Genomic DNA, 14,489 nt, shown 5'->3' with positions numbered 1-14,489 from the left:
TTTACTTGAATGATCACTCAAGAATGCAGAGATGAGGCAGCTGACATACGAAGACACCGGGCGGTACGCGTGGCGGGAGGTGCCCGAACCCCAGCTCGGCGCGCCCGAGCAGGCGCTGGTCCGGCCGCTGGCCGTGGCGTGTTGCGACCTCGATGTCGCGGTGTGCAACGGGCGGCTCCCGCTGCCACCGGGGTACGCGGTGGGGCACGAGGGATTGGCCGAGGTCGTCGCCGTCGGCGACGCCGTCAAGGGCGCCCGGGTCGGCGACCGCGTCGTGGTGCCGTTCCAGATCAACTGCGGGGACTGCCGCGAATGCCGCCGCGGCGTCACCGGTTCCTGCAGCGCCGTGCCGTTCATGGCGGCCTACGGGATGGCGCCGATCGCCGGCCTGGACGGCGGCGGCTTCATGTCCGACCTGGTGCTGGTCCCGTACGCCGACGCGATGCTGATCCCGCTGCCCGACGGCGTCGACCCCGTTTCGGTCGCGTCCCTGTCGGACAACATTCCCGACGGCTGGCGCACCGTCGGGCCGTTCGGTGCCGAACTGGACGCGCTCGACCCGGTCGATCGCCGCGTCCTCGTGCTCGGACGCCTGTCGATCGGCCTGTACTCGGCGGCGATCGCCGCGGCGCTGGGCGCCCACGTCGACTACGTCGACACCGACCCGCAGCGGCTGGCCGCCGCCGAGAAGCTCGGCGCGGTGGCCCACGACGCCGCCAAACCCGACAAGTCGTGGGGCGCTTACCCGGTCACCGTGCACACCACCAGCGATCCGGCGCTGCTGGCGGCGGCGCTGCGGGCGACCTGGCCGGACGGGGTGTGCACCGACACCGGCATCTACCCCGAATACCGGGTCGAGATGCCGTTGCTGCCGATGTACTCGCGCGGCGTGCGGTTCATCACCGGACGCGTCAGCGCGCGCACGGTCATCCCGCGGGTGCTCGAGCTCCTGGCGGGCGGCTTGAACGTGGCGCCGGCCGTCGACCGCGTCGTCGCCTGGGAAGACGCCCCCTCGGCCTGGCCGGCGATGACCGGCAAGACGGTCTTCACCCGGGCGTAGGTGGTCGGGTGTGCGTTTTACGGCCTCGCGCGTGTGCCCAGGGCGGGGAAATCGCGGGAATCCCGCCGTCAGCGCACGCGGAAAGCCGTCAGCGCACGCGGGACGCCGTGAAGAAAGTCAGGCGATGTCGCCGACGAACACGCCGATCCGGCGCAGCTGCATGCGGGCCATCCGCGGCAGGCGCTCGGCGTCGGGACCCTCGGTGCCGGCCGGCAGGATGCGCGGGTTGGTGATGTGCACCACGCGGTTGCGGCCGAACTGGACGTCGGCCTCGCCGGCCGCCAGCACGTTCTTGACCCAGTTGGTCTTGCCGTGGCCCAGCGCGATCGCCAGCACGTTGCCCTTGCGATAGGGGGTGATGATCGTCTCGTACGGCGTGCCGGAGGTGCGGCCGCGGTGCTTGATGGTCGCGGTCCCGGGCAGAAAACGGGCGATCGGCTTGACCGCCGGGTTGAAATACTTGATCTGGAAACGCTCGAACCAAGGCGGGAACACCATGGGGACGCCCGGGGCGTTGTTGGGGTGATCCTTCGCGGACATGACGGCTCCCTGCGTTGTGTGGGCCTTTGATCGGCACTGTACCGGTCGGAAATCGACTTGAGTTGCTCTGGGACAATGGAGGCGATGAGTACCGGTTCCGCGCCCGTGATGGCCCGCATCGACCTGCGGGGCGTCGAGCTGACGGCTGCCCGCCTGCGGGCCGCGCTGCCGCGCGGCGGTGCGGACGTGGAAAGCGTGCTGCCCAAGGTGCGGCCGATCGTGGCGGCCGTGGCCGAGCGGGGCGCCGAGGCGGCGCTGGAGTTCGGGGAGTCGTTCGACGGGGTACGGCCGGCGTCCGTCCGGGTGCCCGAGGCGGCGCTCGAGGCCGCGCTGGCCGGGTTGGACCCCGACGTCGTCGACGCCCTGCGGGTGATGATCGAGCGCGCCCGCGCCGTGCACGCCGACCAGCGCCGCGCCGACGTCACCACCACCCTCGGCCCCGGCGCGACGGTGACCGAGCGGTGGGTCCCGGTCGAGCGGGTCGGCCTCTACGTGCCCGGCGGCAACGCCGTCTACCCGTCCAGCGTGGTGATGAACGTGGTGCCGGCGCAGACCGCCGGCGTCGGCTCGCTGGTGGTGGCCAGCCCGCCGCAGGCCCGCTATGACGGCTTGCCGCACCCCACCATCCTGGCGGCCGCCCGGCTGCTCGGGGTCGACGAGGTGTGGGCCGTCGGCGGCGCGCAGGCGGTGGCGCTGCTGGCCTACGGCGGCACCGACACCGATGGCGCCGAGCTGGCGCCGGTCGACATGATCACCGGACCCGGCAACATCTACGTCACCGCCGCCAAGCGGCTCTGCCGCTCGCGGGTGGGCATCGACGCCGAGGCCGGCCCCACCGAGATCGCCATCCTCGCCGACCACACCGCCGACCCGGCGCACGTGGCCGCCGATTTGATCAGTCAGGCCGAACACGACGAGATGGCGGGCAGCGTGCTGGTCACCCCGAGTGCCGACCTGGCCGACGCCACCGCCGCCGAGGTGGCCGAACAGCTGCGCACCACCGTGCACCGCGACCGTGTGGCCGCCGCGCTCGGCGGCCGCCAGTCGGCGATCATCCTGGTCGACGACCTGGACGCCGGGGTGCGGGTGGTCAACGCCTATGCCGCCGAGCACCTGGAGATCCAGACCGCCGACGCGCCGCGGGTGGCCGCCCGAATCCGTTCGGCCGGAGCGATTTTCGTCGGGCCCTACTCGCCGGTGAGCCTCGGCGACTACTGCGCCGGATCCAACCACGTGCTGCCGACGGCGGGCTCCGCCCGCCACTCCAGCGGCCTGTCCGTGCAGACCTTCCTGCGCGGCATCCACGTCGTCGACTACACCGAGGCCGCGCTCAATGACGTCTCGGGCCACGTGGTCACGCTGGCCAAGGCCGAAGACCTGCCGGCGCACGGCGAGGCGATCCGGCGGAGGTTCGAGCGATGACCGCACCGGAGAACCCCACCCTCGAGGACCTGCCGCTGCGCGACGACCTGCGCGGCAAAACGCCCTACGGCGCACCGCAATTGGCGGTCCCGGTGCGGCTGAACACCAACGAGAACCCGCACCCGCCCAGCCGGGCGCTGGTGGACGACGTGGTGCGGTCGGTGGCCGAGGCGGCCGCGGACCTGCACCGCTACCCCGATCGCGATGCGGTGGACCTGCGTCGCGACCTGGCCGCTTATCTCACCGCGCAGACCGGGGTGCCGATCGGAACGGAAAACGTCTGGGCGGCAAACGGATCCAACGAGATCCTGCAGCAGCTGCTGCAGGCGTTCGGTGGGCCCGGGCGCACCGCGATCGGGTTCGTCCCGTCCTATTCGATGCACCCGATCATCTCCGACGCGACCCGCACGGAATGGCTGGAGGGGGTGCGCGCCGACGACTTCAGCCTCGACGTGGACGCCGCCGTCGCCGCCATCAGCGAGCGCCGACCCGACGTGGTGTTCATCGCCAGCCCCAACAACCCGTCCGGGCAAAGCGTTTCGCTGCCCGATCTGCGCCGGCTGCTCGACGCGGTGCCCGGCATCCTGATCGTCGACGAGGCCTACGGCGAGTTCTCCTCACAGCCCAGCGCCGTGGGGCTGGTGCGGGAGTATCCGACCAAGCTCATCGTCACCCGCACCATGAGCAAGGCGTTCGCCTTCGCCGGCGGGCGGCTCGGGTATCTGATCGCCACGCCCGCGGTGATCGACGCGATGCTGCTGGTGCGGCTCCCGTACCACCTGTCGTCGGTCACCCAGGCGGCGGCGCGGGCCGCGTTGCGGCACGCCGACGACACGCTGAGCAGCGTCGCGGCGCTGATCGCCGAACGCGAACGCGTCTCGAACGCGTTGACGCGCATGGGTTTTCGGGTGATCCCCAGCGACGCGAACTTCGTGCTGTTCGGGCAGTTCGCCGACGCTCCCGCGGCGTGGCGGCGCTATCTGGAGGCCGGCATCTTGATCCGCGACGTCGGGATCCCCGGCTATCTGCGCGCCACGACCGGACTCGCCGAGGAGAACGACGCGTTCCTGCGGGCCAGCGCCCCGATCGCCGCCACCGAACTCGCCCCAGCCACCCCAGTAGGAGCCCCGTGACCACCACCGAAGCAGGAAAAGCGACGCGGCGCGCGCGTATCGAGCGCCGCACCAAGGAATCCGACATCGTCATCGAGCTGGATCTCGACGGGAGCGGCCAGGTCCACGTCGACACCGGCGTGCCCTTCTACGACCACATGCTGACGGCGCTGGGCACCCACGCCAGCTTCGACCTGAGCGTGCGCACCAAGGGCGACGTCGAGATCGAGGGGCATCACACGATCGAGGACACCGCGATCGCGCTGGGCCAGGCGCTGGGGCAGGCCCTCGGCGACAAGAAGGGGATCCGGCGGTTCGGCGACGCCTTCATCCCGATGGACGAGACGCTGGCCCACGCCATCGTCGACGTGTCCGGCCGGCCCTACTGCGTGCACACCGGCGAGCCGGATCACCTGCGGCACACCACCATCGCCGGCAGCTCGGTGCCCTACCACACCGTCATCAACCGGCACGTGTTCGAGTCGCTGGCGATGAACGCCCGTATCGCGCTGCACGTGCGCGTCCTGTACGGGCGCGACCCGCACCACATCACCGAGGCGCAGTACAAGGCCGTGGCCCGCGCGTTGCGGCAGGCCGTCGAGCCCGATCCGCGGGTGTCGGACGTGCCGTCCACCAAAGGTGTTCTGTGACAACACCATCCGTCGTCGTCCTGGATTACGGCTCGGGCAACCTACGGTCGGCCCAGCGCGCGCTGCAGCGGGCGGGCGCGTCGGTCGAGGTGACCGCCGACGCCGACGCCGGCGCGGCCGCCGACGGCCTCGTGGTGCCCGGCGTCGGGGCCTTCGAGGCGTGCATGACCGGCCTGCGCAAGGTCGGGGGAGACCGCATCATCGCCGACCGGGTGGCCGCCGGGCGCCCGGTGCTCGGGGTCTGCGTCGGCATGCAGATCCTGTTCGCCACCGGCGTCGAATTCGGCGTGCGGACAACGGGTTGCGGCCAGTGGCCGGGCGCGGTCACCCGGCTGGACGCCCCGGTCATTCCGCACATGGGCTGGAACGTGGTCGACGCCGGCGCGGGCACCGCCCTGTTCAAGGGGCTGGACGCCGACACCCGGTTCTACTTCGTGCACTCCTACGCGGCGCAGCGCTGGGAGGGATCGCCCGAGGCCGTGCTCACCTGGGCCACCCACCAGGTGCCGTTCCTGGCCGCCGTCGAGCTAGGGCCGTTGTCGGCCACCCAATTTCACCCGGAGAAGAGCGGCGACGCCGGTGCGGCCGTGCTGCGCAACTGGATTGAGGGACTGTCGTAATGCCGCTGATTCTGCTCCCCGCGGTCGACGTGGTCGACGGCCGCGCCGTCCGGCTGGTCCAAGGCAAGGCCGGCAGCGAGACCGAGTACGGCTCGGCGCTGGACGCCGCGCTGGGCTGGCAGCGCGACGGCGCCGAGTGGATCCACCTGGTGGACCTGGACGCGGCGTTCGGGCGCGGCTCCAACCGCGAGCTGCTGGCCGAGGTGGTCGGCAAGCTCGACGTGAACGTGGAGCTGTCCGGCGGCATCCGCGACGACGACTCCCTGGCCGCCGCGCTGGTGACCGGCTGCACCCGGGTCAACCTGGGCACCGCGGCGCTGGAAAACCCGCAGTGGTGCGCGCGGGCGATCGCCGAACACGGCGACAAGGTCGCCGTCGGGCTGGACGTGCAGATCGTCGACGGGCAGCACCGGCTGCGCGGGCGCGGCTGGGAGACCGACGGCGGCGACCTGTGGGAAGTGCTGGAACGCCTTGACGGCGAAGGGTGTTCGCGGTTCGTCGTCACCGACGTCACCAAGGACGGCACGCTCGGCGGCCCCAACCTCGACCTGCTGGCCGCCGTCGCCGACCGCACCGAAGCGCCGGTGATCGCCTCCGGCGGGGTGTCCAGCCTGGACGACCTGCGCGCCATCGCCACCCTCACCGAACACGGGGTGGAAGGCGCCATCGTCGGAAAGGCCCTCTACGCCGGGCGGTTCACGCTGCCGCAGGCGCTGGCCGCGGTGGCCGGGTAGGGCCGCGATGGACCTGGACGCGTTGGTGGCCAAGGCCTCGGCCATCCTCGACGACGCCACCGAGCCGTTCGTCGCCGGCCACCGCGCCGATTCGGCGGTGCAGAAGAAGGGCAACGACTTCGCCACCGACGTCGATCTGGCGATCGAGCGGCAGGTGGTCGGCGCGCTGGAGGAGACCACCGGGATCGGTGTGCACGGCGAGGAATACGGCGGGGCCGACGTCGACTCGGAATGGGTGTGGGTGCTCGATCCGGTGGACGGCACGTTCAACTACGCGGCCGGGTCGCCGATGGCCGGGATATTGCTGGGCCTGCTGCACCACGGCGATCCGGTGGCCGGGCTGACCTGGCTGCCGTTCGTGGACCAGCGCTACACGGCGGTGGTCGGCGGCCCCCTGATGAAAAACGGTGCGGCGCAACCGTCCCTGGCCCCCGTCGACCTGTCCGACGCGCTCGTCGGCGCCGGCTCGTTCAGCGCCGATGCGCGGGGCCGGTTCCCCGGGCGGTACCGGATCGCGGTGCTGGAGAACCTCAGCCGGGTCTCCTCGCGGTTGCGCATGCACGGTTCGACCGGCCTGGACCTGGCCTACGTGGCCGACGGCATCCTCGGCGCCTCGATCAGTTTCGGCGGGCACGTGTGGGATCACGCCGCCGGGGTCGCGCTGGTCCGGGCGGCCGGCGGCGTCGTCACCGACATCCACGGCGAACACTGGACGCCCACGTCCGACTCCGCGCTGGCGGCGGGGCCCGCCGCGCACGCCGAGATACTCGAGTTGCTGCGCGGCACCGGCCGGCCGGAGGACTACTGACATGTCCGCCGCCAGTGGCCTTGCGGTGCGGGTGATCCCGTGCCTGGACGTCGACGCCGGCCGGGTGGTCAAGGGCGTCAACTTCGAAAACCTGCGCGACGCGGGTGATCCCGTCGAGCTCGCCGCGGCCTATGACGCCGAGGGCGCCGACGAGTTGACCTTTCTCGACGTGACCGCGTCGTCGTCCGAGCGATCGACCATGCTGGACGTCGTGCGGCGCACGGCCGAGCAGGTGTTCATCCCGCTGACCGTCGGCGGCGGGGTGCGCACGGTGGCCGACGTCGACGTGTTGCTGCGCGCCGGGGCCGACAAGGTCTCGATCAACACCGCCGCCATCGCCCGGCCCGACCTGCTCGAGGAAATGGCAAGGCAGTTCGGCTCGCAATGCATCGTGCTGTCCGTGGACGCCCGCACGGTGCCGCCCGACTCGCCGCCGACACCGTCGGGCTGGGAGGTCACCACCCACGGTGGGCGCCGTGGGACGGGGATCGACGCCGTCGAATGGGCCTCGCGCGGCGCCGATCTCGGGGTGGGCGAGATCCTGTTGAACTCGATGGACGCCGACGGCACCAAAGCCGGGTTCGATCTGCCGATGCTCAAAGCGGTGCGCTCGGCGGTCACGGTGCCGGTGATCGCGAGCGGCGGCGCAGGCGCCGTCGAGCACTTCGCACCCGCCGTCGCCGCGGGCGCCGATGCGGTGTTGGCGGCCAGCGTCTTTCACTTCCGTGAGTTGACCATCGGGCAGGTGAAGGCGGCCATGGCGGCGGAAGGGATCACCGTGCGATGACGCTCGACCCGCAGATCGCCGCGCGGCTGAAGCGAAACGCCGACGGCCTGTTCACAGCCGTGGTGCAGGAGCGCGGCACCGGTGACGTGCTGATGGTCGCCTGGATGGACGACGCCGCGCTGGAACGGACGCTGGAAACCCGTGAGGCAACCTACTTTTCGCGGTCCCGCGGCCAGCAGTGGGTCAAGGGGGCGACGTCGGGGCACACCCAATACGTGCACGCGGTGCGACTGGACTGCGACGGCGATGCCGTGCTGCTGACGGTCGACCAGGTCGGCGGCGCCTGCCACACCGGCGACCACAGCTGCTTCGACGCCGACGTGCTGCTGCAACCCGAGGCCTAGCCCGGCACCGAGTCCAGCCCGTTGGCCGCGGCGATCGCGGCGCGGGCCCACTCGTGCCGCGCCACGGCGGGCTCGATGCGGCGACGGATCAGTTCGACGTCGATGGCCGTCCTGTTGACCACCGCGTCCGGCACTCGAAACGAGAACGTCGACTCGCCGGTGGCGACGGCCAGGATGGCGTCGCTGTCGGTGAAACCGTTGGCGCGCATGGTGTCTTCGGCCCATCGGAAGGGTTTGCGGCCGCCGAAGTCGTTGACGTAGACCACCCAGAGCCGGGTGCCCCGACCGTCGTAGAGCTTGGTCAGCGCCCGGTTCACCGCGTCGGATTCGAGCGGGCCGAGCACGCCCGCCCGATCGGTGAGTTGCCCCGACAGCTTGAGTGTGGGGGCCGGAGTCGGCCCGCCCGCCGACGTCGGAGGGGGATTGGTGTTCGGCTGGTTGGCGTGGCCGCGAACCAGCAGGATGCCGACCACGGCGGCGATTCCGACCAGCGCGATGGCGATCAGCGCCGCCACCAGTGTCGTCGAGCCCGACCGGCCGCCCCGCGGCGGCGATGGCGCGGTTTCCATTGGTGCGGAAGGGGTTTCGGGCTCGGGGGCGCGGACATCCGGCGTTGACGCGATGACTTCGGTGGGCGCGGCGATCACTTCGGTGCGTCCCGCGCCGTCGAGGCGCCCGGCCAGCGCGGCGGCGAAATCCGCGCAGCTGGCGTACCGCTCGCTCGGGTGCTTGGCGAGGACCTTCGCGATGACCGGGTCGAGCGCGGCCAGGTCGGGCCGCGACTGGCTCAGGCGCGGCGGCGGCGCGGACAGGTGCTGGCTGATGACCACGGCGGGGTTGGAGTGGTGGAACGGCGCCGTGCCGGTCAGCAGGTTGTACGCGGTGCAGCCCAGCGCGTATTGGTCGGTGCCGGCGTCCAGCTCCGCGCCCTGCAATTGCTCGGGGGAGCAGTAGGCGGTGGTGCCCACCAACATGTTCGTCGCGGTGAGCCCGCTGATCTCGTCCAGCTCGCGGGCGATTCCGAAATCGGCGAGCAGGATCCGGCGCCTGCCCGCCTGCGGGGAGCCCAGCAGGATGTTGGCGGGCTTGACGTCACGGTGCAGCAGTCCGCGGGCGTGCGCGTAATCCAGCGCGTCGGCCACCGCGGAGACGATCTCGACGACGTGGGCCGCGGGCATGCCGGACGGATACTGTTCGCGCAGCAGCTGTGCTGCGTCGGTCCCCTCGACGTAGTCCATCGAAATCCACAGTTGCCCTTCGTATTCCCCGCGGTCGTGGATCCCGACGATGTGCTCGTTGTACAGGTTCGCGGCCAGATCGGCCTCGCGGTTGAAGCGCTGGCGGAATTCGTCGTTCTCGGTCAGCTCGCCGGGCAGGACCTTGAGCGCATCGCGGCGGGGCAGCCTCGGGTGCTGCGCCAGATACACCTGCCCCATGCCGCCGACCCCCAGGCGCCGCACGATCGTGTAACCGGCGAACACATCTCCTTCGGCGAGGCCTTCGGTCGTCGGCATGTGAGCATGCTACTGAGGCCACCGTTGCACGGGCCGGTAATTCAGGACCGTGATCGGGCGGGGAGAAGTCGACCGATCGGGTGCCTTCGATGAGAATGGCGGTCGATGTTGAGACGGGTGTCGTGGACCGCGGTCGTGCCGCTGCTTGCCGTCGCCGTGCTGGCCGTGATCTGGGGCGAGAAGCTGGGCCCGACGCTGGTCGCGCTGGCGGCGGCATTGCTCATCGGCGCCGTCCTGGCCGCCGTGCATCACGCGGAGGTGGTCGCGGCCCGGGTCGGGGAGCCGTTCGGCTCGCTGGTGCTCGCGGCGGCGGTGACGGTGATCGAGGTGGCCCTGATCGTCTCGCTGATGGCGTCCGGGGGCAACGAGGCCGCGACGCTGGCCAGGGACACCGTGTTCGCGGCGGCGATGATCACCACCAACGGCATCGCGGGGTTGTCGCTGCTGCTCGGCTCCCGGCGCTACGGCGTCACGCTGTTCAACGCCGAGGGCAGTGGCGCCGCGCTGGCCACGGTCACCACGCTGGCGACGCTGAGCCTGGTGCTGCCCGCGTTCACCACCAGCCAAGTGGGCAAGGAGTTCTCGCCCGGCCAGCTGGCGTTCGCGGCGGTCGCGTCGCTGCTGGTGTACCTGGTGTTCGTCTTCACCCAGACGGTGCGCCACCGCGACTTTTTCCTGCCGATCGCCCAGAAGGGCCAGCGCAAGCGGCTGTTCGAGGACGAGAGCCACGCCGAACCGCCGAGCCGCGGCGCCGCCCTGGGCAGCCTGGGGCTGCTGCTGGTGGCGCTCGTCGCGGTGGTGGGGCTGGCCGAGGAGGAATCGCCGGCCGTCGAGCGCGCGGTGACCGCGGTCGGGTTTCCGCAGTCCTTCGTCGGCGTGGTGATCGCCGCGCTGGTGCTGCTGCCGGAGACCCTGGCGGCCGCGCGCGCCGCGCGCCAGGGTCGCATCCAGACCAGCCTGAACTTGGCGTACGGCTCGGCGATGGCCAGCATCGGGCTCACCATCCCGGTGATCGCGCTGGCGTCCATCTGGCTCAAGGGGCCCCTGGTGCTCGGCCTGGGCCCCATTCAGCTGGTGCTGCTGGCGCTGACCGTCGTGATCAGCATGCTGACGGTCGTGCCCGGGCGCGCCACCCGGCTGCAGGGCGAGCTGCATCTGGTGCTGCTCGCCGCGTACGTGTTCCTGGCGATCAGCCCGTAGGCGCCGACCGGCCGCGCAGCGTCTCGAGCGCCTTGTCGGCGTGCGTGTCCATGCTGAACTCGCTGGAAATCACGTTGAGCACGGTGCGATCGGTGTCGATGACGAAGGTGGTGCGCTTGACCGGCAGCAGCTTGCCGAGCAGGCCGCGCTTGACGCCGAACTGCGTGGCGACGGTGCCCTCGGTGTCCGACAGCAGCGGGTAGTCGAACTTCTGCAGGTCGGCGAACTTGGCCTGCTTCTGCACCGGATCGGCGCTGATGCCCACCCGGTTGGCGCCCACGGCGGCGAATTCGGCGGCCAGGTCCCGGAAGTGGCAGGCCTCCTTCGTGCAGCCGGGCGTCATCGCGGCGGGGTAGAAGAACAGCACCACCGGCCCGCCGGAAAGCAGGTCGCTGAGCTTGCGGGGCGTTCCCGTCTGGTCGGGAAGTTCGAAGTCCGCGACGGTGTCACCAGTTTTCATGGGCGTCAGGCTACGCCCGGGCTGGGCAAATGCATCTGCGAGGATGGTTCGGTGCACGCCCACCTCGCCGCGACGACCTCACGAGAGGACTTCCGCCAGCTCGCCGCCGAGCATCGGGTGGTTCCGGTGACCCGCAAGGTGCTGGCCGACAGCGAGACGCCGCTGTCGGCCTACCGCAAGCTCGCCGCCAATCGCCCGGGCACGTTCCTGCTGGAATCCGCCGAGCACGGCCGATCCTGGTCGCGTTGGTCGTTCATCGGCGCCGGGGCGCCGTCGGCGCTGACCGTCCGCGACGGCGAGGCGGTCTGGCTCGGCGCGGCGCCGCAGGACGCGCCCACCGGCGGCGACCCGCTGCACGCGCTGCGGGCCACCCTGGAGCTGCTGGCCACCGCGGCGCTGCCCGGGCTGCCGCCGCTGTCGGGGGGCATGGTCGGGTTGTTCGCCTACGACATGGTGCGGCGCCTGGAGCGCCTGCCCGAGCTGGCCGTCGACGACCTGCACCTGCCGGACATGCTGCTGCTGCTCGCCACCGACGTGGCCGCCGTCGACCACCACGAGGGCACCATCACGCTGATCGCCAACGCGGTGAACTGGAACGGCACCGACGAGCGGGTCGACGAGGCCTACGACGACGCGGTCGCCCGCCTGGACGTGATGACCGCGGCGCTCGGCCAGCCGCTGCCGTCCACGGTCGGCACGTTCGACCGGCCCGAGCCGCGCTATCGCGCGCAGCGCAGCGTCGAGGAGTACGGCAAGATCGTCGACTACCTCGTCGAGCAGATCGCCGCAGGCGAGGCCTTCCAGGTGGTGCCGTCCCAGCGCTTCGAGATGGACACCGACGTCGACCCGATCGACGTGTACCGGATGCTGCGCGTCACCAACCCCAGCCCCTACATGTACCTGATGCATGTCCCGAACGGCGCTGGGGGAATCGACTTTTCGGTGGTCGGCTCCAGCCCGGAGGCGCTGGTCACCGTGCACGACGGCTGGGCGATGACGCATCCGATCGCCGGAACCCGGTGGCGCGGGCAGACCGACGAGGAGGACCAGCTGCTGGAGAAGGAGCTGCTGGCCGACGAGAAGGAACGGGCCGAGCACCTGATGCTGGTTGACTTGGGCCGCAACGACCTTGGCCGGGTCTGCGCGCCGGGCACCGTGCGCGTCGAGGACTACAGCCACATCGAGCGCTACAGCCACGTGATGCACCTGGTGTCGACGGTGACGGGGATGCTCGCCGAGGGCCGGACCGCCTTGGACGCCGTGACGGCCTGCTTCCCGGCCGGCACGCTGTCGGGCGCGCCGAAGGTGCGCGCCATGGAGCTGATCGAGGAGGTGGAGAAGACGCGCCGCGGCCTCTACGGCGGCGTGGTCGGCTACCTCGACTTCGCCGGCAACGCCGACTTCGCGATCGCCATCCGCACCGCGCTGATGCGCGACGGCACCGCCTATGTGCAGGCCGGCGGCGGGGTGGTGGCCGACTCCAACGGTCCGTACGAGTACACCGAGGCTTCCAACAAGGCGCGTGCCGTGCTCAACGCGATCGCCGCCGCCGAGACCCTGACCGCGCCCGACACCGGTCACCATGACTGAGGCGCGGCCGAATCGGCGGGCCCGGCTGGCCGTCCGGGTGGCCCAGGTGTTGCTGGTGGCATCCGCGGCGGCGTTATGGGCGGCGTCACGGCTGCCGTGGGTGGTGATCCGGTCGTTCGACGGGCTGGGTCCGCCGCGCGAGGTGACGCTGTCCGGTGCGGCCTGGTCGACGGCGCTGGTGCCGCTGGCGGTGCTCATGCTCGCGACGGCCGTGGCGGCGATCGCGGTGCGCGGCTGGCAGCTGCGGGTGCTGGCCGGGCTGCTGGCGCTGGCCAGCCTGGCGGTCGGATATCTCGGGGTCAGTTTGTGGGCGCTGCCCGACGTCGCGGTGCGCGGGGCGGATCTGGCGCACGTCGCGGTGATGTCGCTGGTCGGCAGCGAACGCCGGTACTGGGGCGCGGGCATCGCGGTGGCCGCCGCGGTGTGCACCCTGGTCGCGGCGGTGCTGCTGTTGCGGTCGGCCGGAGACTCCGGGTCGGCCCGGTTGAGCGCGGAAAAGTATGCGGCGCCGGCGACGCGCCGCTCGAATGTGCTACGCGACGGGGGTGACGGCGCGATGCTGGAGCAGCCGGAGACGCCGGAAATGTCGGAGCGGATGATCTGGGACGCGCTTGACGAGGGCGCCGACCCGACGGGGGACCCGACCGATCGCAAGTCGGACACCGAGGGTCGGTGACGGGCCGCGAGCCGAGTGCCGCTACCCTTCATTCACGTCGTCGCAATCGGCTACCAGATTGGCGATGGGTGACCGCGCGAAGGGAAGCAACAGGCATGAGTCCGGCTACCGTGCTTGACTCCATCCTCGAGGGAGTCCGGGCCGACGTCGCCGCGCGCGAAGCGCTCATCAGCCTGTCCGAAATCAAGGCCGCCGCCGCCGCGGCGCCGCCGCCGCGCGACGTGATGGCCGCCCTGCGCGAGCCGGGCATCGGTGTCATCGCCGAAGTCAAGCGGGCCAGCCCGTCCGCGGGTTCCCTGGCGACCATTGCCGATCCGGCGAAATTGGCTCGCGCGTACGAGGATGGCGGGGCCCGCATCATCAGCGTCCTGACCGAGGAGCGGCGATTCCACGGATCGCTCGACGACCTCGACGCGGTTCGCGCCGCGGTCTCGATACCGGTGTTGCGCAAGGACTTTGTGGTCCAGCCGTATCAGATCCACGAGGCCCGCGCGCACGGCGCCGACATGTTGTTGCTGATCGTCGCCGCGCTGGACCAGTCGGCCCTGGTGTCGATGCTGGACCGCACCGAATCACTGGGCATGACGGCCCTTGTCGAGGTGCACACCGAGGAAGAGGCCGACCGGGCGCTGAAGGCCGGGGCCAACGTAATCGGTGTCAACGCGCGCGATCTCGCCACCTTGGAGGTGGACCGGGATTGCTTTGCGCGCATCGCTCCGGGCCTGCCCAGCAACGTGATCAGGATCGCCGAGTCCGGTGTCCGCGGCACCGGGGATCTGTTGGCCTACGCCGGCGCCGGCGCGGACGCGGTTCTGGTCGGCGAGGGTCTGGTCAAAAGCGGTGACCCGCGCGCCGCCGTCGCCGATCTGGTGACCGCGGGCACCCACCCGTCCTGTCCGAAACCCTCACGCTAGTCGTCGAGTCTTGAGCAGCGCCGGCGCCGAAACGTTGAACCCCATGAGCCGTATCCGC

16 protein-coding genes are annotated in these 14,489 nt (G+C 71.2%); 13 read left to right on the top strand and 3 right to left on the bottom strand.

Annotated elements, in window-relative coordinates:
* The first annotated feature begins 31 nt into the window (after positions 1-31).
* Positions 32-1,060, top strand: a complete 1,029-nt coding sequence (locus WU80_RS10010; RefSeq protein WP_055404206.1) for an alcohol dehydrogenase catalytic domain-containing protein — start codon at positions 32-34, stop codon at positions 1,058-1,060.
* A 117-nt stretch (positions 1,061-1,177) separates the two neighbouring features.
* Here WU80_RS10010 and WU80_RS10005 read toward each other — a convergent pair whose 3' ends face one another.
* Complete coding sequence (locus WU80_RS10005) at positions 1,178-1,600, bottom strand: nitroreductase family deazaflavin-dependent oxidoreductase (protein WP_055404207.1); 423 nt, start codon at positions 1,598-1,600, stop codon at positions 1,178-1,180.
* 105 nt (positions 1,601-1,705) lie between these two features.
* Here WU80_RS10005 and hisD point away from each other — a divergent pair, with 105 nt between their 5' ends.
* The 8 genes from hisD to hisI are packed head-to-tail and all read left to right on the top strand — an operon-like array spanning position 1,706 to position 8,077.
* The gene (gene hisD / locus WU80_RS10000) at positions 1,706-3,022 is read left to right on the top strand and encodes a histidinol dehydrogenase (RefSeq protein WP_156349631.1); all 1,317 of its coding nucleotides are present in this window, start codon (positions 1,706-1,708) and stop codon (positions 3,020-3,022) included.
* Positions 3,019-4,155 carry a histidinol-phosphate transaminase gene (locus WU80_RS09995; protein WP_055404209.1) on the top strand — a complete coding sequence of 379 codons (1,137 nt, stop codon included), beginning with the start codon at positions 3,019-3,021 and terminating at the stop codon, positions 4,153-4,155. Before hisD ends, WU80_RS09995 begins: the two co-directional genes overlap by 4 nt.
* On the top strand, positions 4,152-4,784 hold the full coding sequence (gene hisB, locus WU80_RS09990; RefSeq protein WP_055404211.1) for an imidazoleglycerol-phosphate dehydratase HisB: 633 nt from the start codon (positions 4,152-4,154) through the stop codon (positions 4,782-4,784). Before WU80_RS09995 ends, hisB begins: the two co-directional genes overlap by 4 nt.
* The gene (gene hisH / locus WU80_RS09985) at positions 4,781-5,404 is read left to right on the top strand and encodes an imidazole glycerol phosphate synthase subunit HisH (RefSeq protein ID WP_055404213.1); all 624 of its coding nucleotides are present in this window, start codon (positions 4,781-4,783) and stop codon (positions 5,402-5,404) included. Before hisB ends, hisH begins: the two co-directional genes overlap by 4 nt.
* On the top strand, positions 5,404-6,138 hold the full coding sequence (gene priA, locus WU80_RS09980; RefSeq protein ID WP_055404215.1) for a bifunctional 1-(5-phosphoribosyl)-5-((5-phosphoribosylamino)methylideneamino)imidazole-4-carboxamide isomerase/phosphoribosylanthranilate isomerase PriA: 735 nt from the start codon (positions 5,404-5,406) through the stop codon (positions 6,136-6,138). The genes hisH and priA overlap by 1 nt, the downstream gene beginning before the upstream one ends.
* 7 nt (positions 6,139-6,145) lie before the next feature.
* Positions 6,146-6,946: an inositol monophosphatase family protein gene (locus WU80_RS09975; protein WP_055405754.1), complete on the top strand. Its 801-nt coding sequence runs from the start codon at positions 6,146-6,148 to the stop codon at positions 6,944-6,946.
* A gap of 1 nt (position 6,947) precedes the next feature.
* A complete protein-coding gene (gene hisF, locus WU80_RS09970; RefSeq protein ID WP_055404119.1) occupies positions 6,948-7,733 on the top strand; it encodes an imidazole glycerol phosphate synthase subunit HisF in 786 nt (261 codons plus the stop codon).
* Positions 7,730-8,077 (top strand): phosphoribosyl-AMP cyclohydrolase, encoded by a 348-nt coding sequence (gene hisI / locus WU80_RS09965; RefSeq protein WP_055404120.1) that lies wholly within the window; start codon positions 7,730-7,732, stop codon positions 8,075-8,077. Before hisF ends, hisI begins: the two co-directional genes overlap by 4 nt.
* Here hisI and WU80_RS09960 read toward each other — a convergent pair.
* Positions 8,074-9,591, bottom strand: coding sequence for a serine/threonine-protein kinase (locus WU80_RS09960; RefSeq protein WP_055404121.1), 1,518 nt, complete (start codon positions 9,589-9,591; stop codon positions 8,074-8,076). The two genes, hisI and WU80_RS09960, sit on opposite strands and share 4 nt — an antisense overlap.
* A 105-nt stretch (positions 9,592-9,696) precedes the next feature.
* Between WU80_RS09960 and WU80_RS09955 the strand changes: the two genes are divergently transcribed.
* Positions 9,697-10,791, top strand: coding sequence for a calcium:proton antiporter (locus WU80_RS09955; RefSeq protein WP_055404122.1), 1,095 nt, complete (start codon positions 9,697-9,699; stop codon positions 10,789-10,791).
* On the opposite strand, the gene WU80_RS09950 is transcribed toward WU80_RS09955, so the two are convergent.
* Complete coding sequence (locus tag WU80_RS09950; RefSeq protein ID WP_055404123.1) at positions 10,781-11,251, bottom strand: peroxiredoxin; 471 nt, start codon at positions 11,249-11,251, stop codon at positions 10,781-10,783. The two genes, WU80_RS09955 and WU80_RS09950, sit on opposite strands and share 11 nt — an antisense overlap.
* Before the next feature lie 51 nt (positions 11,252-11,302).
* On the opposite strand from WU80_RS09950, the gene WU80_RS09945 reads away from it, so the two are divergent.
* From WU80_RS09945 to trpC, 3 genes are all read left to right on the top strand, one after another.
* Positions 11,303-12,841, top strand: a complete 1,539-nt coding sequence (locus tag WU80_RS09945; RefSeq protein WP_055404124.1) for an anthranilate synthase component I — start codon at positions 11,303-11,305, stop codon at positions 12,839-12,841.
* Entirely contained in the window at positions 12,834-13,517 is a 684-nt protein-coding gene (locus WU80_RS09940; protein ID WP_055404125.1) for a TIGR02234 family membrane protein, read from the top strand. Before WU80_RS09945 ends, WU80_RS09940 begins: the two co-directional genes overlap by 8 nt.
* A gap of 95 nt (positions 13,518-13,612) precedes the next feature.
* Entirely contained in the window at positions 13,613-14,431 is an 819-nt protein-coding gene (gene trpC, locus WU80_RS09935; protein WP_055404126.1) for an indole-3-glycerol phosphate synthase TrpC, read from the top strand.
* Positions 14,432-14,489 lie beyond the last annotated feature (58 nt).

Source organism: Mycobacterium sp. UM_11 (genome assembly GCF_001414075.1).
GTDB lineage: Bacteria > Actinomycetota > Actinomycetes > Mycobacteriales > Mycobacteriaceae > Mycobacterium.
Note: the sequence above shows the minus strand (reverse complement) of the source record. Positions and strands in the feature narration are given on the sequence as shown.

Excerpts from the sequence above, each read along its gene's own strand:
- WU80_RS09940 (WP_055404125.1), top strand. The coding sequence starts at position 12,834 with ATGACTGAGGCGCGGCCGAATCGGCGGGCCCGGCTGGCCGTCCGGGTG.
- hisF (WP_055404119.1), top strand. The coding sequence starts at position 6,948 with ATGTCCGCCGCCAGTGGCCTTGCGGTGCGGGTGATCCCGTGCCTGGAC.
- WU80_RS09995 (WP_055404209.1), top strand. The coding sequence starts at position 3,019 with ATGACCGCACCGGAGAACCCCACCCTCGAGGACCTGCCGCTGCGCGAC.
- WU80_RS10010 (WP_055404206.1), top strand. The coding sequence starts at position 32 with ATGAGGCAGCTGACATACGAAGACACCGGGCGGTACGCGTGGCGGGAG.
- priA (WP_055404215.1), top strand. The coding sequence starts at position 5,404 with ATGCCGCTGATTCTGCTCCCCGCGGTCGACGTGGTCGACGGCCGCGCC.
- hisI (WP_055404120.1), top strand. The coding sequence starts at position 7,730 with ATGACGCTCGACCCGCAGATCGCCGCGCGGCTGAAGCGAAACGCCGAC.
- WU80_RS09950 (WP_055404123.1), bottom strand. The coding sequence starts at position 11,251 with ATGAAAACTGGTGACACCGTCGCGGACTTCGAACTTCCCGACCAGACG.
- WU80_RS09955 (WP_055404122.1), top strand. The coding sequence starts at position 9,697 with ATGTTGAGACGGGTGTCGTGGACCGCGGTCGTGCCGCTGCTTGCCGTC.
- WU80_RS09960 (WP_055404121.1), bottom strand. The coding sequence starts at position 9,591 with ATGCCGACGACCGAAGGCCTCGCCGAAGGAGATGTGTTCGCCGGTTAC.
- WU80_RS09975 (WP_055405754.1), top strand. The coding sequence starts at position 6,146 with ATGGACCTGGACGCGTTGGTGGCCAAGGCCTCGGCCATCCTCGACGAC.
- WU80_RS10005 (WP_055404207.1), bottom strand. The coding sequence starts at position 1,600 with ATGTCCGCGAAGGATCACCCCAACAACGCCCCGGGCGTCCCCATGGTG.
- trpC (WP_055404126.1), top strand. The coding sequence starts at position 13,613 with ATGAGTCCGGCTACCGTGCTTGACTCCATCCTCGAGGGAGTCCGGGCC.